Here is a 19,467-nt window from a genome sequence, read left to right as displayed (position 1 = left end):
CCCACCTTCTGGAGACGCACCATGAACGCTGTGATGACAAACCGTTCCCTGGCCCAGCCGCTGCCTGCCGTCCTGGACACCCCCCTGGCCTTCAACCTGCTGCATCGCCGCCGGAACATCGGCGAGTACCGACCGACCTCGTTCGACCTGTCGCGCTTCAACCGGCTGCTGGCGCGGCTGGGCCGGACCCAGGGCCCGATGGACGTCGACCAGCTGGCGACGGCCGCCCGGCAGCTGTCCGCCACCGGAGATGACGAGGCGCCCGGATGTATCGCCCAACGGATTGCGTGGATCGAATCGGTCGCCGCCATGGCCGCCGACCGCGCCTGGGCGGCCGCCAACGAGGTCGTCGAATGCGCGCGCCTGGTGGTCGATTACGCCAACGACAGCCAGGACCTGATCCCGGACTGGCTGCCGCGGATCGGCCGCCTGGACGATGCGATCGTGCTCGAGGCCGCCTGGCCGACCCTGGGCCGCGAGGCCGCCGGCTACCGCGAGTTCGTCCGCCTGCGTGCGCTGGAGGCCGGGCTGCGCGGTTGCGAGCCGGAAGAACTGCCGTTCGACCGCGGCGCCTGGCAGGCCGCGCGCGTGCACGAGGCGGCCCTGTCGGCGCACCGCCGGCGGGTCCGCGAAAGCACCTACGTGCCCGCACCCTCGGCGATGTTCCGCGTGCATTGAATGCACGCCGGCCGCCGCGGAGCCAGCAGCGGATGCCGCCCCACCGGGCGGCATCCGCGTTTGCGGGGTCGCGCCGGACGCGGGCATCCGCACCCGCACGCCGGAGGGCCGCCAGCGACACCCTTCGCGGGGTCGCCAGCAAGCTGTGCTCCTACCGAAGACCGCGCGATCAGCGATAACCGAGGCGGGGCGTCGGCAAGCTGTGCCCACGAGCAGGCGATCAGCCTTGTACTTCGATATTGGCGTAGCGATCGTGCGAGTCCTTCACCTCCGGACGGCGGCGCGGGGCCGGCACGGGCTTCGGCGGCTTGCGCGGTGTGCCGGATGGCGGCTGCCTGGCGGTGTTGCGTGGCCCGGCCACGCCACTGGCGGTGCCTTTCCCCTTCGCACCCGTGGCCGGCTTCTTTCCCGGCCTGGATCCCACGCTGGTCATGACGCCCGCTCCCGGTGTCCCTTCCATGGCAACGCGGCACGGCGTCGGAGCCGGCCAGGAGTTACCGGTTCCGACGGGGAAACCATCGCTGAACGACGCGCCGTTCCGCGCGTTCGCCGGTCCGCGCGAGGCGTAGTGTCGATCCCGGGGCAACCGGCCCCGCGGCAGGGAGCGACGCATGGCGTTCAGTACCGCAGGAAGATCCGGACCGTTGGCCGACATCAACATCACCCCGCTGGTCGACGTGATGCTGGTGCTGCTGATCATCTTCATCGTGACCGCGCCGATCCTGGCCCGGCCGATCGACATCGCCTTGCCGCAGCGCGTCGATCGCGCGCCCGACCGGGTCGAACCGCCGCCGATCGAACTGCGGCTGGATGCCGCGAGCCAGCTCACCTGGAATGGCGTTCCGGTCGCGGCCGCGGTGCTGCCGGCACGCCTGCAGGCGGAGGCCGACGCGCACGCCGGCCAGGTGCCGGAGCTGCGCATCGCCAGCGATCCGGCGGCCGACTACCAGGCCCTGGTCAGGGTGCTCGCGGCGGCCGACGCCGCCGGCATGCAGCGCATCCGGTTCGTGCAGCGGTAACCGCGAGCGGGGCTCCGCCCATCGCAAGGACGGAGCCCCGCCAAGGTGGTGGAACTGCGCGCCGGCCGGCGCTCGCAGTGCGCGGAATGCGCGTACCCCGCCCCCACCGCTGGCCTCAGGCCAGCGCGCCGCGGTGGCGGGCCGGCGGCGGGCGCAGGTACGACCACTCGCGCCAGGCGTAGTACAGCCCGACCAGCAGCATCATGCCGCCGAGGCCCAGGAAGATCGGCGCCGCCACCGCATTGGCGTGCGCCAAGGCGAACACCTGGAAGGGCGTGCCATCGAGCGTGGCCATCGGCGAGGCGTGGATGACGAACAGCAGGCCCAGGGCCAGGTTCACCGCGACTCCGCAGCGGCGAAGCCACGCCGGCTGGCGGCCCAGCACCAGCGCGATCGCATGGCCCAGGGCCAGGCCCACCAGCAACGCCATCGTCAGCAGGCGAATGCCGCTGGTGGCGAACACCGGATCCAGCGCCAGCCCCTCCACCGACAGCGTCGACGGCAGCAGCATCCGCGCGAACGGCTGCGGCGCGGCGTACATCCATACCGGGAACAGCAGCGTGGCGACCAGCGACAACGCGGACAGGCCGCGCGGCATCCACTCCGGCCCGTGGCTGGGCTTCCAGCGGAACACGCCGGGCCGGCGGCGGCGGATCCAGCCGGCCAGCGCGAACCACAGCAGCAGCAGGCCCAGCCACTGCAGGAACAACCCGTCCAGGTCGACGTGCTGCTGCGGGTTCAGCGCCGCATGCATCACCAGCACCACCGCGCCGCCGGTCGCCCAGATCAGGAAATGGTGGTTGTCGGCGCCTTCCACCAGCGCCGGCCGCGCGTGGTAGCGCTGCGCGTACTCGGCCGGCCGGCCGAAGGCCTGCAGCATCGCCATCGCCATCGCCCGGTCGGGCGGGCGGCCGGACTCCTGGGCACGCCCGGCCAGCTCCTCGGCCAGCAGCGAGCGCAGCTCGGAGGCGACATCGTCGCGACGCGCGCGCGGCAGGCAATCGGCCACGTCGCGGACATAGGACTCCAGGATCTCGTTGGCATCCATCACTTCGTCTCCTCGCGCAGGAACCCGTCCATCACCCTGACCTGGTCGCGCCAGGCCGCGGACAAGGCAGCGAACGCGCGCTTTCCTTCGCGGCTCAGGCGGTAGTAGCGCCGCGGCGGCGCGTAGTCCTCGTCCCACTCGCTGGCCAACAGGCCCTGGGCCTCCAGCCGTCGCAGCAGCGGGTACAGCGTCCCTTCCTCGACCGGCATGCCGCCTTCGGCCAGCGCCTGCTTCAGCGAATAGCCGTACTGCGGCACCTGCAGCCGCGACAGCACCGCCAGCACCAGCACGCCGCGGCGCAGTTCCACCAGTCCGCTGCTGTCCCGCTCCACCATGGCCGGTACCCGTTACTGTTTCGCGCACAGTAGACCTGGCCCCTCTACTGTGTCAAGCACAGTAGAGGGCTCGAAGCGGTGGTCGCGGGCATCATCCGCCATGCCCGGCGCGCGGCGAGACCCTTCACATCGACCTGATCAAAGGGTCACGGCCGCCTTACCCCCGCCACGGCACGCTTGGCACGAACCACGAGGAGACCGGCCATGCACCTGATCCTGAAGACCGCTGCTGCCGCCGCCATCGGCGTCGTCGCCTGGCGAGCCTGGCAGCGGCATCGCGCAGATGGCCACCGCAGCGACATCCGCGACGAAGCCGACATCACGCCACCGCGCGGCGACCCCCGAGTGCCGGCGGTCGAGCCCGAACCGGAGGCGGCACCACGCGCGGCGGCCCATTTCAGCCGCGGGTTCGGCGAAGAGGTCTGAGTCCGCCCACGACTGGACGCGTTCGCATCGTTGCCGCCGCGGCTTGCAGCGGCGCGAACGGCCGCCGCCTGTGTCGGCGGCGGGGTCCGGGGGCGTAGCGCGCGCGGCGGCGCGCGTGGCCTGCGTCCGTTTCGGTGCATGCACGGATGATGCCCCGCACGTCCGGCCGCTCCCCCTTCCCCGACCTGTGCAGTCGGCCACATGGCAAGACGGTCGCGCTACCCTGTGCTCCGACACCGGATTGCGTAATCCGCATGGACCTGGACCTGCTGCCGGCCCTGCTGGGCCTCGCCCTGCTCGGGCGATGCGGTCAGCCGCTGGATCGAGTTGCGGCGGGAACACGCCGCGGTCGCCATGCAGCCGTTACCCGCCTGGCCCAAGGGCGAACCGCCCACGGACCGTCCGGCGGGTTGACGCGCGCCGCGCGGCCGCTTCGTCGCACCCTCAGCCCAGGTCCACCTTGGCGACCTTGTCCTGGTAATCCTTCTTCGGGTCGATGCCCATCAGCATCTTCACCCCGGCGAGCAGGTTGTTCTCGTTGAGCCACACCTCGCCCTGGTCCGGATCCAGGCGCAGCAGGGCGAGCTTCGGGTCGTCCTTGCCTTCGTACCAGGCGGCGACGAACGGATTCCAGAGGCGCTCGACCACCGCCCGGTCGGTATCCACCACCAGCTGGCCGCCGATGCTGGCGAACAGGGAATGGCCCTTGGCGGCGAAGGCCGCCACCGCGCGCCGCGGCGCGTCGAGCTGGCGCACCAGGCCGTTGTCGGTCGAGGTGAAGAACCAGATCGGCCCGCGCTCCTCGTGCTCCAGTTGCGCGGTCATCGGCCGGGTATGGCCATCCTCCAGCCCGTCCACGCCCAGCATCAGGGTCATGTCGGACTTCAGGGCTTTCCAGAATTTCTTTTCGAGATCGGCGGGTGAGGTCATGGCGCGCAGCTCCATCGGGAGCTGCCACCGTAGCGCCGCAGGTGGTCGCGCCTGCGTGAAGCGGACGCGCATCGACGCCGCGTCCGGCGCCAACGATGCCGGTCGTTCAGGCTAGCGCCACCGGACGATGGCCTCCGATCACGCCGATGCGCTGCGCAGGCGACGCGGCTTTCCGTGGGCCCTCTGTGCGCACCGCAGCACGCCGCGCTTGTTGCCCGGCAGGGGGCTCCCCTGCCGGAGGATCCGCTTTCGCGCCTGCCGGCTCACTGCACCGGGCGGCGGTAGACCAGCACCGGGATTTCCGAATGGGTCAGCACCTTGGCGGTCACGCTGCCCAGCACCAGGGCCTTGACCCCGCGGCGCCCGTGCGAGGCCATCGCGATCAGGTCGCACCCTTGTGTACGCGCGGCGGCGATGATCGCCTCGTGCGGATCTTCGTCCATGGCCACCTCCGTCCGGTGGGCCACGCCGGCGGCCGCGGCCCGGGCCGCAGCGTCCTGCAGGCGCCGGTCGGCGGCCGCGCGGGCGTGGGCTTCGTAGCTGCTGGCCGATTCCACGACCTGCTCGGGCGTGTAGGCGATGGCATGGAACGGCTCGACCACGGTGAACAGGGTGACCCGGGCGCCCAGCGCCCGGGCGAGCGCGAGCGCCTGGTCCAGCGCATGGTCGGACAGCGGCGAACCGTCCGTCGGAACCAGAAGATGCGTGTACATGGCATGGCCTCCTTCGGGGAACCGGCGCCAGTCTCCCTCCCGGTCCGTGCCGCTTCATTGATCCTGGTCAAGCCGGGTGGGATACCCCGCGCGGGCATGGAATGCGCGCGAGCGGGCTCGCGGATTGATCCCGGACCGCCAATCCCTACACTGGTGCCTGAGCTGCCCGCTGGGCAGCTGCGCACGGGGGCGCGACGCATGATTCTCACACTCCAGGAACTGATTACGCCCGACGAGCTGGCGCTGATCAGGCAGAAGATCGCCACGGTGGCGTTCACCGACGGCAGGGCCACGGCCGGCGAGCTGCTGCACAAGGCCAAGAACAACCAGCAGATCCCCGGCAACCATCCGGTGATGAAGGACATCGCCCACGTCGTGATGCAGGCGCTCGGGTGCTGCGATCCGTTCATGAGCCTGGCCCAGCCGCGGCGGCTGGCGACGATGCTGGTGAGCCGCTACGAGCCGGGCATGGCCTACGGCTTGCACGTGGATGCGCCGATCATGGGCGAGCCCAACCACGTGCGCAGCGACGTCTCGTTCACCCTGTTCCTCAGCGACCCCGACAGCTACGACGGCGGCGAGCTGGCGTTCGACAGCGGCAGCGGCGAGACCGCGTTCAAGCTGCCGGCGCGTTCGGCGATCTGCTATCCCACCGGCCAGCTGCACCGCGTGCGCCCGGTCGAGCGCGGTGAACGCCTGGCCGTGGTCGGCTGGGTGCAGAGCCTGGTGCGCGAGCCGGCCATCCGCGAACTGCTGCACGACCTGTCCGAGGCGCGCGAACTGCTGGCAGGGCAGGAAGGTTCGGCGCGCGCGCTCGAGCTGATCAACAAGTCCTACAACAACCTGTTGCGGCGCAACGCCGAACCTTGAACGGCGCCCCGACGACGGTCGGCGCGGGTATCGGGGGTAGCGTCCACCGGATCGCGCCAGGACCCGCGCGACACCGGCCACCAAGGACGGCACGCCGTGGCTGCCATACCGGAACGGTTATCCCCCGCGGCGCGATCGCCATCGGTCGCGGCGCGGCGTGATGGCACCCTGTGCGGCGTCCGACTTGCCGGCCAGGTGGAGCCCGCCCATGAACTTCCGACCCTTCCGACCGATCGCGCTGCTCGCCGGGCTGCTGTGGCTGCTGGCGACCGTCGCGCACGCCGCACCGGCGGCGCAGAAGCAGACCTTCGTCCTCGTCCACGGCGCCACCGCCGGCGGCTGGGAGTGGAAGCGCACCGGGCAGTTCCTCGCCGACGACGGCCACACCGTGTACCGCGCCACCCTCACCGGGCTGGGCGAGCGCATGCACCTCAACGGCCCCGACATCGACCTGCAGACGCACATCGACGACGTGGTCAACCTGATCCTGTTCGAGGACCTGCACGACGTGGTGCTCACCGGCCACAGCTACGGCGGCATGGTCGTCACCGGGGTGATGGACCGGATACCCGAGCGCATCCGCCACGTGGTGTTCCTCGACGCGGCCGTGCCACAGGACGGGCAGGCGCTGTGGGACCTGTTCGGCAGCCGCGGGCCGCTACCGGCCGACCGCTTCAAGGACGGTTTCATGCAGGTGCCGTGGGTCAAGCCCGGCGATGCGCCGCCGCACAGCGTCAAGCAGTCGATCCGGTGCTTCGAGCAGCCGGTGTCGTACCGCAACCCGGCGGCGCTCGCGTTGCCGGTGACCTACGTCGCCTTCGTGCCCAAGGACCAGAAGATCGAGGAGCGCGCGAAGACCGACCGCAGCTGGCAGAACGCACAGGCCCGCGGCTGGACGATGCGCACCTTCCCCGGCGGCCACGTCGCCCAGCAGGAAGACCCGCGCGGCGTGGCGAGCCTGATCGAGGCAGCGGTCGAAGACCGCAACCGGGCGCCGCGCGACGCCATGCCCTGAGCGGGAGGAGTCGCGCCGCAAGTTTGCGGGGGCCGGGGCGCACGCGGCATCGCTCCGCCGCGAGACGGCGCCTGTGGAACGCGTCCGCCGTGTTGCCGCTGGTTCAATGCACCGTCAGCACGATCGGTTCGTCGCGGGTGATGACCATCGTGTGTTCGTACTGCGCCGAACGGTTGCCGCGCGCACCGACCAGGGTCCAGCCGTCGCCGGCTTCCTCGACCAGGCGGCTGCGGGTGGAGACGAACGGCTCGATGGTGATCACCAGGCCTTCGTGCAGCACGCGGGTGTCCTCGGGATCGTAGTAGCCGGAAATCTGCTCGGGCTCCTCGTGCAGGGCGCGGCCGACGCCGTGGCTGGCCAGGTTCTCGATCACGCGGAAGCCGAAGCGGCGCGCGGTCGCCTCGATCGCCGCGCCGATGCGGTTGAGCGGCTGGCCGGCGCGGGCCACCTTCATCGCCTCGGCCAGCGCGGTACGCGCGGCGTGGCACAGGCGGGTGTCGCGCGCCGAGGCTGCCGGCAGCACGCGGGTGCCGCCGGTATCGGCGAAGTAGCCGCCGAGTTCGGCGGACACGTCGACGTTGAGCACGTCGCCGGCGCGCAGCACGCGCGCGCCGGGTACGCCGTGCGCGGCCTCCTCGTTGACGCTGATGCAGGTCGCGCCGGGAAAGCCGTACACCAGCCTCGGCGCCGGTTGTGCGCCGGTTTCGGCCAGCAACCGTTCGCCGATGGCGTCCAGCTCGGCGGTGGTCATGCCCGGCTGCGCTGCAGCGAGCATCGCCTCGCGCACGCGGGCGACGATGCCGCCGATGCGGCGCAGGGCTTCGAGGTCGGCGGGGGATTCGATGGTCATGGGTGGACTCTAGCGCGTTCGCCGCCGCAATGGTCCGGCTTCCACAGGCGCAGCAGCGCGCCGGCCATGCCCAGCGCGGCCAACCCGGCCCACTGCAGCAGCGGCGCGAACACGAACACCAGCCCGCCCTGCGCATCCAGGTGCACGAACGCCGCGTCGACATAGGCGACCAATCCCGGAATCGCCACGATGAGTGCGCCGCCGGCGAAGACCCGTGATGCCACCCGCGAACCGCGCAGCAGCCGTAGTCCGAGTGCGAGCCCGGCATATGGCGAGACCGCCCAGAGCAGCATCAGCGCCAGCACGCCGTAGCCCGACGCGTCCCGGTAGGCGTAGTTGTCGCCCCATGGCCGGGCCATGTGGATGCCAATCGCCACGGTGGCGACGGTGCACAGGAGCAGGAACAGGTAGAGGGAGGTTTCGAGGCGGTTCGGGGCCATTGGGCTGGCGTACCGGTACTGGGTCGGACGCTCTTCGTACCACAGGCGTGTCGCACAGCGCGTCCGTCCACACCGCGACGACGCCACCGGGCGCAGGCTGCGCACTCAGTCCCGCCAGGAGACCCGCATGTCCGTCCTGCTCGCCACCGCCACCACCGCCTCGACCGCCGCCACCGCAGGCATGAGCCTGTTCATGATCATCGGCGCGATCTTCGGCCTGATCCTGACCGTGCTGTGGATCCTGGTGCCGTTCGCCCTGTTCGGGATCAAGCCGCTGCTGCGCGAGCTCATCGCCGAACAGCGCCGGGCCAACGAACTGTCCGCCCGCATCGCCGCCGCGCCGGCACCGGTGGTCGTCGCCGATCCGCGCGACCTGCGCCCCGACCCGCGCACCGAACCCTATATCCGCTGACGCCGCCGTCGCGCCGGGGCACCCTGGCTCGCACGCCCGGGCACCCGGCAGGCGCAACCGCCGTGTCCGTGCCGCGGCGTGGAGCCCGGGCCCCGTCCGACTACTCGACGCTCCCGCTACGCCGACAGCACCCAGCGGTAGCCCACGCGGTAGATCGCCCCTTCGCCGGTGATGTCGCCGGTGCGCATCTTTGGCCCGATCGGGCCGCCGAACGGGTCGCCATTCTCGAACGTGAGCCGGATGCCGTAGTGGCGCAGCGCATCCGGCCCGAAGAACGAATCGATCAGGCCGCTGATCGCCTCGGCCACCGCATAGGCCGCGCCCGCGGCCAGGCCGCCGCTGAAGTAGGCCGCCGCCACTACCGCGATGACGCTCATGGTGGTGGTGAGGGCGTTGGCCACCTCGCGGTCGTCGCTGTCGGACTCCACCAGCATGAAGATCGCATAGAGGTGGCCCGGATAGTTCTCGATGAGCTTGAGGTTGTAGCGGCCGATCGGCTTGGCGCCGAAATCGGCATAGGTGCCCGAGTCGAAGTCGCCGGCATCGAACGCATCGATCGGATTGCTGTTGCCGGTCGCGCCGATCAGCATGCCGCCGAACACGATCTCGTCCGCGCCACCGCCACCGGTCTCCTGCACGCAGTGGATCGCGCGCAGTTCCAGGATCGCCTTGGTGTAGCGCGGGGGCGCCGGTACCGGGGGTGGGTCGCGGTCGCGATCGACCACCTTGATCACCGGGCGGTCGATGCCGTCGCGCTCCACCGGCCGCAGCAGCGGACGCGCCTTGCGGAACCCCTGCACGTCCATGTCCTTGAGCAGCGCCGGCATCCGCGTGCCGTCGCCGATCGCCACGATCCGCGGCCGGATCCGCCGAAGCGCCTTCGGCGGCAGCGCTGCGATCGCGCGGGCGATCCGCATGTCCCCGCTGTCGGCCGCGGCCTCCATCGGATAGCGCGCCGGGTCGATCGCGTGCAACGCCCCTTTTACCGCGGCGGCCACCACGTCCCGGGCGACGGCCTTCGCGGCCTGGCGCTGCGGGGGCGACAGCCCGGCGGCGAAGTCGACAGGCGCAGCCACCTGTCCCATATCGGTCGCGCGATCGATGCGAGTCACTTTCCTGGCCAGGGTGTCCATGGCGCATCCTTTGTTTGCGGGCAGTTCCCCTGCCAACGGCAGACGCGCGCGCCTGCGGCCAGCCATCGAAGGTGGCCGGCGCCGCTGTCCGGACCGCCCGCCCGCTAACGCGTACTCGCGACCCGCCCGTCCTGCGTGGCCAGGCGCTGGAGCACTTCCGCGCATGCGCCCGGGTCGAGCGGCGGGTAGTACACGTAGCCCTGGACGATGTGGCAGCCCAGTCCGCGCAGCAGCTGCACGTGCGCGGCCGACTCGACGCCCTCGGCGACGATGTTCTTGTCCAGCGCGCGGGCCAGGGCGATGATCGAGCGCACCACCGCCAGCGACGCCCCGTCTTCGGCCAGGTCGGCCATGAACGCACGGTCGATCTTCAACGTGTCGACCGGCAGGCGCGTCAGGTACGCGAGCGAGGAATAGCCGGTGCCGAAATCGTCGATGGCCACCGTGGCGCCCGCCTCGCGGAGGGCCTGGAGTTGCTGCAGGGCGGCGCCGCTGCCGCTCACCAGCAGCGATTCGGTGACCTCGATCTCCAGGTCGCGCCATTGGATCCCGCTGGCGGCCACCGCGCGTCCCACCGTGTCGGCCAGGTGGCCCGAGCGCAGCTGGTAGCTGGAGACGTTGATCGCCAAGAGCCCGGGATCGATGCCACCGGATTTCCAGGCCGCCAGCTGGTGGCACGCCTTGCGCAGCACCAGCTCGCCCAGCTCCTCGATCAGGCCGCACTCCTCGGCCACGCCGATGAAGGTATCGGGAGCGATGCGGCCGCGGACCGGATGGGTCCACCGCGCCAGCGCCTCGGTCCCGACGATCCGGCCGCTGCGGCTGTCCACCCGCGGCTGGTAGTGCACCTCGAGCAGGCCCGCGCGGATGGCCGCGCGCAGGTCGTTCTCCAGCTGTACGCGGTTGAGCGCAGCCGCGTTCATTTCCTCGTCGAAGAACGCCATGCGCCCGCCACCGGCCTTCTTGGCGCGGTACATGGCCACGTCGGAGTTGTGGATCAGTTCGTGCGCCTGCGAACCATGCTCGGGATACAGGGCCACGCCGGCACTGAACCCGACCACCAGTTCGGTGCCGTTGGACACCAGCGGCGTGGCGAACGAAGCCGCCAGCCCCGACGTGATGCGCGCGGCGTCGGCCGGCGACTGCACGTTGCGCAGGATCACGAAGAACTCGTCGCCGCCGAAGCGCGCCAGGAAGCTGTCGGGTCCGATCCCCTGGCGGATCAGCTCGCCGGCGCGCACCAGGACCGTATCGCCCTGCGCGTGGCCGAGGCCATCGTTGATCGACTTGAAGCGGTCGAGGTCGATGAACACCGTCGCGAACGTCTCGCCGCTCGCCTTCGCGCCCTCGATGGCCAGGTCCAGCGCCTCCAGCGCGGCCAGCCGGTTGGCCAGGCCGGTCAGCGGATCGTGCCTTGCCTGGAACAGGAGCAGGTTCTCGTGCTCTTCCACCGCCAGCGCGACGGCGACGCGTTCGGCCAGGTCGCGCACCTCGAGCAGCACCTCCTCGCCCGGCGTGCCCCCGTCCCCGCAGGCCAGCGCGATCCAGGCGCGCGACTGCTCGCGATGGCCGACCGCCAGCACCAGCACCTCCTGCACCCCGCGCGCGGCGAAGCCTTCGCCGACCTCCCGCATCGGCGTCCACTGCCCTGGTTCCAGCGCATAGGCGGCCTCGTGCAGCGTGTCCGGCAGGGCGCTGCCCGCTTCCACCTGGCGTTGGCCGCGCATGCGCAGGAAGTGCCGCTTCGGCTGCTGCGGATCCACGCCGGCCAGGCTCACGCCGATGCCGTCCACGCGGCTGATCTCGTGGATGCGCGCGATGACCACGTCCACCACCGCCGCCGCGGGTACGCGCTCGAGGATCAGCCGGTCGATCTCCGACAGGATGCGCAGGGTGTCCATCTGCCGGCGGATGCGGCCTTCCATGTCGTCGAAGGTCCGCGCCAGGGTCTCGAACTCGTCGTCCATGCGGGTGTCGGCCTGCGTCGTGGCACCCTGCCCCACCGCGCGGATCCGGCCCACCAGCCGCTCCAGCGGCACCAGGATCCTGCGGATCTCCATGGAGCTGAGCATCAGCACCAGCAGCAGCAGGCCCAGTGCCAGCGGCGCCAGGAACCCGAGGTAGCTGGCCAGCACCGGCGCGCGCTCGGCGACGGCGGTCACCCGCCAGGATCCGGCGCCGAAAGCCGGCTCCAGGAACAGCTCCCATTCGTCGCGGATGGCCGTCCTCGTCTGCGCTGCTTCCGGCAGGTCGCCGTGGCATCGCAGCACGCGGTCACCGGCCAGCACGCAGAGCCGGCCATTGAACGCCTGGTCGTCGCTTTCCCCCCACAGGAAGCCGGGTCGGACGACGCCCGCCAGCAGGCCGTCGCCGCGTTCGCTGCGGTTGGGGACCAGGATCACCACCTGGGCTTCCTCTCCGTCCTGGCGCGCGGGCAGCACCACCAGCGCGGTGGACAGCGCCTGGTCGCCCGCATGCCGCGCCAGCCATCCGCCCAGCCCGGCACCGCCGGCCGCCCCGTCCAGCGGCAACGGCAAGGTTTCGACGCTCGAGAAGAACGGCGCCAGCAAGGCCGCGTCGGCCTCGGTGGACCGGTCGTTGGCGCCCACCTGCCGCAGCAGCGCGTGTGCCGACTCCAGGCGCTCGAACAGGTTCAATGCGTAATGCTTGATCTCGGTGCGCAGTGCGGCCTGGCTGGTCTCGAGCGCATCGGCCGACGCCGTGCGCCAGGCCAGCCAGGACACCGCCGCCGCAGGCACCACCACGGCCACGCAGAAGGTCAGGAAGATCCGGCGCCCCAGGCGGCTGCGCAGGAAAGTACCTTCGATCCAGGGAGGCAGCTGCATGCCGGCGGGTCAGAAATCTTCGGCAGGGCCGATGTAGGCGCCGTCGCGGGCACGGATCACGTCGTCGAGGCTGTCCTTCTGGCTGACCTGCGCCTTGAACACGCCGTCCTTGCCGGCGCTGAAGAGGTCGTAGTCGCTGTTGAGCGGATTGAGCCGCTTGTCCTTGCGCGCCGCACCCTTGCTGCCCTTCACCCCGGCCAGCTTGGTGTAGTGGTACGGACGCTGCCAGGGGTCGAGCAGCGCGCCCTTGCCGATCTGCGCCAGCGAGTCGGGCAGCTGCCCGCCGTTGTCGGTGCGGTAGCGCAGGATCAGCATTTCCATCAGCGCGATGTCGGCCTGCGCGGCCGCGCTCTTGGAGCGATCGACCTGCTTGGTGAACTGTCCGACCGCCAGCACCGTCAGGACCGCGGCCACGCCGACGGCGAACATCAGCTCCAGCAGGGTGAAACCCCACACCCGGCGCGCGCTGCTGGACCGGGCCCAAGGGAACCGGGTTCGGGATTTCGGTACTGGCATGTCGGTCCCGCATTCGAGCGGGCCCGGGCAGTCCTGCGCCTGGCGATCCCGTAGTTCGTCGGAAGGCGCGTCCCTGGCCCCCATAGCACGGCGTGAAGCCGCTGGGCGCAGCACACCCGCGCAGTTCTACGTGCAACCGTGACAAGGCTCCGTGATGTGCCGACCCTTGCCGTATCAAGATCGGCTCGGACGGCCAGAGCTTGATCGCCCGGCTGGCTGCCGGCTTAACGGGTCAGGTTCGGTGCCCGCCAGACAGGGCGCGTGGCAGCCACCGCTGCCACGCCTCCGGCGCAGGTCACGCCACGAAGGCCACCCCGCCCGCAGACCGGGCCGCTCGCCGCCTCAACCGAAATCGGCGTCCAGCACGATCCGGTAGCGCGCCTTGCCGGCGCGCAGGTGGTCCAGCGCCTCGTTGACCCGGCGCATCGGGAAGTGTTCGGTCTTCGGCGCCACGCCGTGGCGGGCGGCGAAGCCGAGCATGGCGTCGAGCGCGCCGCGCGAGCCGGTGGGCGAACCCGACAGCGACTTCTGGCCCATGATCAGCGAGAACGCCGGCACCGGGATCGGTTCGAGCACCGCGCCGACCACGTGCAGCCGGCCCTTCGGCGCCAGCGCGGCGAGCAGGCCGTTCCAGTCCAGCGGCACGTTCACCGTGTCGATGACCAGGTCGAACGTGCCGGCCAGTTTCTCCAGTGCGGCGGCATCGCCGGTGGTGACCACGTGGTGCGCGCCGAACGCGCGCGCCTCCTCTTCCTTCGAGGCGCTGGTGGTGAACGCGGTGACCTCGCAGCCCCAGGCGCGGCAGAACTTCAGCGCCATGTGGCCCAGGCCGCCGATGCCGACCACCGCCACGCGCGCGGTTGGCGGGATGCCCAGCTCGCGCAGCGGCGCGAACACGGTGATGCCGCCGCACAGCAGCGGCCCGCACTCGGCCGGGTCCAGGCCGTCGGGAATCGGCATCACCCAGACCCAGTGCGCGCGCACCTTGTCGGCGAATCCGCCGTGGCGTCCGCCGATCGTCGGTTGCACCTCGCGGCACAGCTGCTGGTTGCCGGCCAGGCAGGCGTCGCAATGCAGGCAGCTGCGCGCGTTCCAGCCCAGGCCCACGCGCTGGCCCACGACGACGCCCCTGGCGTTCGGCCCGAGCGCCGTGACCCGCCCGACCACCTCATGGCCCGGCACGAACGGGTACCGGGTGAAGCCCCACTCGTTGTCGAGCATCGACAGGTCCGAGTGGCAGATGCCGCAGTGCTCGACCGTGATCTCGACCTCGTCGGCCCCGAGCGGGCCCGGGTCGTACTCGAAGGGTTCGAGGGCGGCACCGGGCTTCGGTGCGGCCCATGCGCGGTAGGTGGCCATGGCGGGAATCCTTCGGATCGCGGGGGACGAGGCCGGACGATACTCCGGCCCGGCGACGTGCGCTGCCATCGGCAGCGGCATCTTCCGCGCTTCAGGCCTGGCGACCCGGGGCCGCCTGGCGGCGGCGATGCCGGTACAGGCCCAGCGCGGCGACCAGCGGCCCGATCCAGCCCGCAACGAGGGCAAGCTCGCCCGCCGAGCGCACGGGCACGTCCAGCCGGCCGATCCGCAGCGACGCGACGCCGGCCACAAGCCAGACCAGGCTGACCGCCATCAACAGCGCCACGATTCCGACCGGTCTGGAGAAGGCCACTTTGCGCTCCTGTGCGTGGGATGGGACGACTGCTGCCGGTCGGTCCGGGAGCGGGTACTCCTGCCGCAGGACTGCGTCGAACATCGGCACAGTGTACGTCCCGGCCCGCACGCCCCTGCCACCGTTCACGGGCGCAAGACGGCCGGGTGCCTAGGTTCTCCCCCAGCATCGTCCGATGCCATCACCACCCGGTCCGCCGCCCGGCGGCACCCGACAGGAGAACACCATGATCAAGTGGGCCATCATCTTCGCCGTCATCGGCCTGGTCGCCGGCGTGCTCGGCTTCGGCGGCATCGCCGGCGGCGCCATGGGCATCGCCAAGTTCCTGTTCATCGCCGCGCTCGTCATCGCCGCCGTGCTGTTCCTGCTCGGCGTGACCGTCTTCAAGAAGGTGACATAGCGCGACGCGGCAGGGTCAGGGTGCACTTTCCGCGACGCACAGCGGGGCCGGCGAGGATCGGCCGGCCGCGTGCGCCGGGAAGTCGAGAGGAAAGTGCACTCCGGCCCTGTTTCGCCTGTTTCGACCTCTCAACCGGGAGGCGAACCAGGCCCCGGTGGCTGCGCCACCTCCGAGATCCATGCGTGGATCAGGCCGGCTTGGAAGAACCGCACCGGGCCACGGAAACCGCCGGCACGAAGGATCGCTTCGACCTGGTCCGGCGGCAGTACGGCGACATCGTGTGCATACGCGTGGCGCATGCGCTCCAGCGCCTCGGCCGGCACCTCGGCGCCGGCCATCATCGCCATCCACCCGCGCAGCAGCACCGCGTACTCGGGCGAGGCCGTGTCGGCGCACAGGTCCGAGCTGGCCAGGCGCCCGCCCGGCTGCAGCCGCGAGGCGATGCCGCGGAAGAAGGCCGCGCGCGCGTCCACGTCGAGGATGAACTGCGACACCAGGAAGCAGGTGGCGGCATCGAACGCCGCCTCCTCTGGCAGGTCCTCGACATAGCCCTCGTGGAAGCGGCAGCGCGCAGCGAAGCCCCCTGTCCGGGCGCGCTGGCGACTCACCTCCAGCATCGCGCCGGAGGGATCGAGCGCGGTGAAGCGCCAGCCCGGGAAGCGCCGCGCCAGGTGCGCCATCTCCACGCCGGTGCCCACGCCCACGCATAGCACGTGCGCCTGCTCGGGAAGCCCGGCGAACAACGGCTCCAGCAGCAACTGCAGGCATTGCCGGATCGGCGCGGTCTTTTCCCACTGCCGGTCGTAGCCGGCGGCCTGCTGGTCGAACAGGGATTTCAGATCGTCGGGATGCATGGAGGGGCAACAGGTCGGGTCACGGTGGCTACTGTAGCGGCCAGGGAATACGCGCCTCCTGTCGCCCTGCCCCGCGCTGCCGTCACCCGCCCGATTCCAGCCGCACCGGCGGCGGTGCGTCGGGCGGACCGACCTGGTGGATCACGTTCACCAGCGATTCCGGGCCCGACGCGAACAGGACCAGGGCGAGGCGGGTGCCGTCCACTTCCCATTCGCGGCGGCGGCGCTCGAAAGGCTCATCCTGCTGCCCGGCGTGGGCCGGCGCGCCATGGCGGGCCACCAGCGCGCGGGTCACATCCTCGAACACCTGCAGGTCGACGCGCCCCTCGCGCGGTGCCCGCAGCGAGAGCGTCACCTGCGCCAGCGCGTCGCCGTCGAAGAAGAACGCGGCCGTGAAGCGGTGGCCGGCCAGGTCCACATCCTGCAGGCGCAGGCCCTCGATTTCGCCGCCGGCCAGTTCGTCGGCATCGCCGGGCACCCGCGCCTGTGGAAACCGCGCCTGCACCTCTGCCGGGCTCATGCCGTAGCGCGCGTCCTTCCAGAGCGTCTGCGCGCCAGCCGGCGCGGCCTGCAGGGCCAGGGCCAGTAGCACCGCTGCGATGAAGTTGTTCATGCTCCCTCCGTGGAAACGCACGCCCCGGCAGGACATGAGGCGCGGGACAAGAGTGTCACCCGACCACGGTTCTGTCAGCCAGTCGCGCGCACGCGCAAAGGCCAGCTGCCCCCTGCTTTCGCGGAAGGGTCCAGAGGCCAACGAGAGGGATGCGGGACTGGCGGGAACCGCCAGCCCCGGCACGCCGGGACGCACGGCGGACGGGCGCTTCGCCCCGTTCCGCCCGGTTCCACTACCACACGGGCATGAAACCGGCTCCCCACGTCAGTGCCACGTTGCAGATCATCGCGCCCCCGTAGCCTGCGATGAATTTTTTCCGCCGCTCCGGCGCGACCGCGTCCAGGACCGCGGCAGCCAGAAAGAGCAGCCCGACGAGTCCCGTCGAGACAATCCAAGCCATACCCAACATGGTGTGCGCCCCCCTTGCGCGCAGGATTTCTATACCAGAGAGCAGCGTGTGAATGCCCGCTGCGCTGCAACGAACCGGGAACGGGGTCGGGAACGGGGTCAGGTTGGAGCGACCCGGGTTCTTCGGACAGTGGACCTAGGGCACATACCCCAGGCGATTGAACCGCTCCTCGTATTGGGCGGGTGATTGGTAACCCAGCGCCGAGTGCATGCGCGTGCGATTGTAGAAGGCCTCGATGTAGTCGAACACCGCCAGCCGTGCGGCTTCACGCGAGGCGAAGACCCGGTCCGGCATCAGCTCGAGTTTCAGTGTGCCGAAGAAGCTTTCCGCCATGGCGTTGTCGTAGGGCATACCGGGTCGGCTCATGCTCAGCAGCATATGGGCTGCCTCCGCTTTTGCCCGATAGCTGGCGCTGGTGTACTGGCTGCCGCGGTCGTGGTGAAGGATCACCTGGGGTGGCGGGCGCCGCTGGACGATCGCCATGTGCAGTGCGCGTTCGGCCAGGTCGAAGGTCTGCCGCGACGCCATTGCCCAGCCGACGATTCTTCTGCTGCAGACGTCGAGTACGGTGGCCAGGTACAGCCAACCTTCGCGCGTGGGGACGTGGGTGATGTCGCCGGCCCAGACCCTGTTGGGAGCGGGGCTCGCAAACGGCCAGGCCAGTCGATTGGGCGCGGCGGGCGCGCACTGGTACGAAGAACGCCCCCGCAGGAAGCGCCGGCGTCGCTTCGTGATTACCCCGTGCTGGCGCCGCAGACGCGCGACCCGGTGCCGCCCACAGGACTCGCCGCGACTGACCAGCACCCGCCACAGCCGGCGTGCGCCGTAGGCCTGCCGGTGTTCTTCGTGGGCGGCCCGGATAACCGCCACTAGCCGTGCATCGGACTGCGAGCGGGCACAGGGGGTGCGGCTTTGCCAGGCATGGAAGCCGCTGCGCGACACGCCCAGCGCCCGGCACAGCGCGCTCACCGGATAGGCCGCTTGCTGGGCCTGGATCCAGGCGTACCGCGCGTCGGTGCGCTCGCGAAGTACGCCTCGGCTTTTTTTAGGACCTCAAGCTCCTGCTCGGCCCGCGCCAGGGCGCGTCGCAATCGCATCAGTTCGGCCTGCTCGAGCGATCGTCGGCCAGAGCCCGGAAATGCCTCCTGCTCGCCGTGGGTCTGTACCGCCTGGCTCCACTTGTACAGGCGGTTGCGGGGCACGCCCAGTTCCCGCGACAGCTGCGCGATCGGCTTGTCCCCGACCTGCATCTGCCGCACCGCTTCCCGCTTGAACTCGGCCGTGAACTGCTGACGCTTGACCATCGAACACCTCCGGGACCATTGTCCCCTTTATCGGGTGTCCGAATTAGCCGGGGCACTCCAGGTTCACTTCCTACGCCGCGCGGCGCCGAGTCCCGACGGCAATGGCGGATGGCGCGGGCAGACACGCTGCGACACCGGCGGCACCCTGCCTGCATGGCCCGCCTGCCGAGAATCGACCTGCCTGGCATCCCGCAGCACGTGGTACAGCGCGGCAACAACCGGCTGCCCTGCTTCCTGGATGACGGCGACCGGCTGCGCTACCTGCACCTGCTTGCCGACGCGCTGCTCGCCACGCGGTGCCGCCTGCACGCCTACGTCCTGATGGACAACCACGTCCATCTGCTGGTCACGCCGCAGGACGCCGGTGCCATCGGGAAAATGATGCAGCGGCTGGGCCGCAACTACGTCGCATTGTTCAACGGACGCCATGGGCGCACGGGCACGCTCTGGGAGGGACGCTACAAGGCCTGCCTGGTCGACAGCGAGCGCTACGTGCTGCGCTGCTACCGCTACATCGAGCTCAACCCGGTGCGCGCCCGGCTCGTCGACGATCCGGTGGCCTACCGCTGGTCCAGTTGCGCCGCCAACACCGGCCAACGCCCGGGTTCCGGGCTGGTGCCCCATGCCGGCTGGCTGGCGCTGGGAAGCACCGACGCCGAACGCGCGTCGGCCTACCGGACACTGCTGGACGAAACGCTGGACGACGACACGCTCGCCGAGATCCGCTCCTACCTGCAGCAGCAGCGCGCCCTCGGCCACGACGCCTTTCGCGCCATCGTCGAAGCCAAGACCCGGCGCTTCGCCGGAACCCGCCCAGCCCACCGGCCGCCAAGGCCGACACCCACTACAGGGAAGTGAACCTGGAGTGCCCCGGCTAATTCGGACACCCGATAAAGGGGACAATGGTCCCGGAGGTGTTCGATGGTCAAGCGTCAGCAGTTCACGGCCGAGTTCAAGCGGGAAGCGGTGCGGCAGATGCAGGTA

General features: G+C 70.7%; 23 protein-coding genes. 8 read left to right on the top strand and 15 right to left on the bottom strand.

From position 1 onward, the window contains the following. The first annotated feature begins 33 nt into the window (after positions 1-33). Positions 34-678, top strand: a complete 645-nt coding sequence (locus tag CSC66_RS15055) for a DUF1232 domain-containing protein (RefSeq protein ID WP_162378235.1) — start codon at positions 34-36, stop codon at positions 676-678. A gap of 611 nt (positions 679-1,289) precedes the next feature. Then, complete coding sequence (locus CSC66_RS15050; protein ID WP_162378234.1) at positions 1,290-1,697, top strand: ExbD/TolR family protein; 408 nt, start codon at positions 1,290-1,292, stop codon at positions 1,695-1,697. Between the two features lie 115 nt (positions 1,698-1,812). Here CSC66_RS15050 and CSC66_RS15045 read toward each other — a convergent pair whose 3' ends face one another. Together CSC66_RS15045 and CSC66_RS15040 are read right to left on the bottom strand one after the other, a co-directional pair. After that, the gene (locus CSC66_RS15045; protein WP_162378233.1) at positions 1,813-2,745 is read right to left on the bottom strand and encodes a hypothetical protein; all 933 of its coding nucleotides are present in this window, start codon (positions 2,743-2,745) and stop codon (positions 1,813-1,815) included. Continuing rightward, the gene (locus CSC66_RS15040) at positions 2,745-3,080 is read right to left on the bottom strand and encodes a PadR family transcriptional regulator (protein ID WP_162378232.1); all 336 of its coding nucleotides are present in this window, start codon (positions 3,078-3,080) and stop codon (positions 2,745-2,747) included. Before CSC66_RS15040 ends, CSC66_RS15045 begins: the two co-directional genes overlap by 1 nt. Before the next feature lie 204 nt (positions 3,081-3,284). Between CSC66_RS15040 and CSC66_RS15035 the strand changes: the two genes are divergently transcribed. Continuing rightward, positions 3,285-3,506 (top strand): hypothetical protein, encoded by a 222-nt coding sequence (locus tag CSC66_RS15035; RefSeq protein WP_162378231.1) that lies wholly within the window; start codon positions 3,285-3,287, stop codon positions 3,504-3,506. Positions 3,507-3,950: 444 nt separating this feature from the next. Here CSC66_RS15035 and CSC66_RS15030 read toward each other — a convergent pair whose 3' ends face one another. Both CSC66_RS15030 and CSC66_RS15025 read right to left on the bottom strand, forming a co-directional pair. Further along, a complete protein-coding gene (locus tag CSC66_RS15030) occupies positions 3,951-4,436 on the bottom strand; it encodes a pyridoxamine 5'-phosphate oxidase family protein (RefSeq protein WP_162378230.1) in 486 nt (161 codons plus the stop codon). A gap of 263 nt (positions 4,437-4,699) precedes the next feature. Continuing rightward, complete coding sequence (locus CSC66_RS15025; protein ID WP_162378229.1) at positions 4,700-5,149, bottom strand: universal stress protein; 450 nt, start codon at positions 5,147-5,149, stop codon at positions 4,700-4,702. A 198-nt stretch (positions 5,150-5,347) separates the two neighbouring features. Between CSC66_RS15025 and CSC66_RS15020 the strand changes: the two genes are divergently transcribed. Together CSC66_RS15020 and CSC66_RS15015 are read left to right on the top strand one after the other, a co-directional pair. Beyond that, the gene (locus tag CSC66_RS15020; protein ID WP_162378228.1) at positions 5,348-6,019 is read left to right on the top strand and encodes a Fe2+-dependent dioxygenase; all 672 of its coding nucleotides are present in this window, start codon (positions 5,348-5,350) and stop codon (positions 6,017-6,019) included. Positions 6,020-6,227: 208 nt separating this feature from the next. Further along, a complete protein-coding gene (locus tag CSC66_RS15015; protein ID WP_162378227.1) occupies positions 6,228-7,034 on the top strand; it encodes an alpha/beta fold hydrolase in 807 nt (268 codons plus the stop codon). Positions 7,035-7,137: 103 nt separating this feature from the next. Here CSC66_RS15015 and map read toward each other — a convergent pair whose 3' ends face one another. Both map and CSC66_RS15005 read right to left on the bottom strand, forming a co-directional pair. Then, on the bottom strand, positions 7,138-7,884 hold the full coding sequence (map, locus tag CSC66_RS15010) for a type I methionyl aminopeptidase (RefSeq protein ID WP_162378226.1): 747 nt from the start codon (positions 7,882-7,884) through the stop codon (positions 7,138-7,140). Then, positions 7,881-8,324: a hypothetical protein gene (locus CSC66_RS15005; protein WP_162378225.1), complete on the bottom strand. Its 444-nt coding sequence runs from the start codon at positions 8,322-8,324 to the stop codon at positions 7,881-7,883. The genes map and CSC66_RS15005 overlap by 4 nt, the downstream gene beginning before the upstream one ends. Before the next feature lie 127 nt (positions 8,325-8,451). Here CSC66_RS15005 and CSC66_RS15000 point away from each other — a divergent pair, with 127 nt between their 5' ends. Then, the gene (locus CSC66_RS15000; RefSeq protein ID WP_162378214.1) at positions 8,452-8,736 is read left to right on the top strand and encodes a hypothetical protein; all 285 of its coding nucleotides are present in this window, start codon (positions 8,452-8,454) and stop codon (positions 8,734-8,736) included. A gap of 116 nt (positions 8,737-8,852) precedes the next feature. Here CSC66_RS15000 and CSC66_RS14995 read toward each other — a convergent pair whose 3' ends face one another. The 5 genes from CSC66_RS14995 to CSC66_RS14975 all read right to left on the bottom strand — a co-directional run bounded on the left by CSC66_RS14995 (position 8,853) and on the right by CSC66_RS14975 (position 14,903). After that, on the bottom strand, positions 8,853-9,869 hold the full coding sequence (locus CSC66_RS14995) for a hypothetical protein (RefSeq protein WP_162378224.1): 1,017 nt from the start codon (positions 9,867-9,869) through the stop codon (positions 8,853-8,855). Between the two features lie 104 nt (positions 9,870-9,973). Next, entirely contained in the window at positions 9,974-12,715 is a 2,742-nt protein-coding gene (locus CSC66_RS14990; RefSeq protein ID WP_162378223.1) for a putative bifunctional diguanylate cyclase/phosphodiesterase, read from the bottom strand. Positions 12,716-12,724: 9 nt separating this feature from the next. Then, positions 12,725-13,171 (bottom strand): type IV pilin protein, encoded by a 447-nt coding sequence (locus CSC66_RS14985; RefSeq protein WP_162378222.1) that lies wholly within the window; start codon positions 13,169-13,171, stop codon positions 12,725-12,727. A 402-nt stretch (positions 13,172-13,573) separates the two neighbouring features. Then, a complete protein-coding gene (ahr, locus tag CSC66_RS14980) occupies positions 13,574-14,590 on the bottom strand; it encodes an NADPH-dependent aldehyde reductase Ahr (protein ID WP_162378221.1) in 1,017 nt (338 codons plus the stop codon). A 91-nt stretch (positions 14,591-14,681) separates the two neighbouring features. Beyond that, on the bottom strand, positions 14,682-14,903 hold the full coding sequence (locus CSC66_RS14975; RefSeq protein ID WP_162378220.1) for a hypothetical protein: 222 nt from the start codon (positions 14,901-14,903) through the stop codon (positions 14,682-14,684). Positions 14,904-15,129: 226 nt separating this feature from the next. Here CSC66_RS14975 and CSC66_RS14970 point away from each other — a divergent pair, with 226 nt between their 5' ends. Next, a complete protein-coding gene (locus tag CSC66_RS14970) occupies positions 15,130-15,303 on the top strand; it encodes a DUF1328 family protein (RefSeq protein WP_162378219.1) in 174 nt (57 codons plus the stop codon). Positions 15,304-15,431: 128 nt separating this feature from the next. Here CSC66_RS14970 and CSC66_RS14965 read toward each other — a convergent pair whose 3' ends face one another. The 4 genes from CSC66_RS14965 to CSC66_RS14950 form a co-directional block, all read right to left on the bottom strand. Further along, positions 15,432-16,157 (bottom strand): class I SAM-dependent methyltransferase, encoded by a 726-nt coding sequence (locus CSC66_RS14965; protein ID WP_162378218.1) that lies wholly within the window; start codon positions 16,155-16,157, stop codon positions 15,432-15,434. 82 nt (positions 16,158-16,239) lie between these two features. Next, a complete protein-coding gene (locus CSC66_RS14960; RefSeq protein ID WP_162378217.1) occupies positions 16,240-16,770 on the bottom strand; it encodes a hypothetical protein in 531 nt (176 codons plus the stop codon). 544 nt (positions 16,771-17,314) lie between these two features. Next, positions 17,315-18,175, bottom strand: a complete 861-nt coding sequence (locus CSC66_RS14955; RefSeq protein ID WP_238394420.1) for an IS3 family transposase — start codon at positions 18,173-18,175, stop codon at positions 17,315-17,317. Then, positions 18,145-18,483 carry a transposase gene (locus CSC66_RS14950; protein ID WP_162378216.1) on the bottom strand — a complete coding sequence of 113 codons (339 nt, stop codon included), beginning with the start codon at positions 18,481-18,483 and terminating at the stop codon, positions 18,145-18,147. The genes CSC66_RS14955 and CSC66_RS14950 overlap by 31 nt, the downstream gene beginning before the upstream one ends. 153 nt (positions 18,484-18,636) lie before the next feature. Here CSC66_RS14950 and CSC66_RS14945 point away from each other — a divergent pair, with 153 nt between their 5' ends. Next, the gene (locus tag CSC66_RS14945) at positions 18,637-19,341 is read left to right on the top strand and encodes a transposase (RefSeq protein ID WP_162378215.1); all 705 of its coding nucleotides are present in this window, start codon (positions 18,637-18,639) and stop codon (positions 19,339-19,341) included. Positions 19,342-19,467 lie beyond the last annotated feature (126 nt).

Origin of the sequence: Pseudoxanthomonas kaohsiungensis (genome assembly GCF_010211765.1) — a bacterium.
Taxonomy (GTDB): Bacteria; Pseudomonadota; Gammaproteobacteria; order Xanthomonadales; family Xanthomonadaceae; genus Pseudoxanthomonas; species Pseudoxanthomonas kaohsiungensis.
This window is presented reverse-complemented; position numbering and strand designations above follow the sequence as displayed.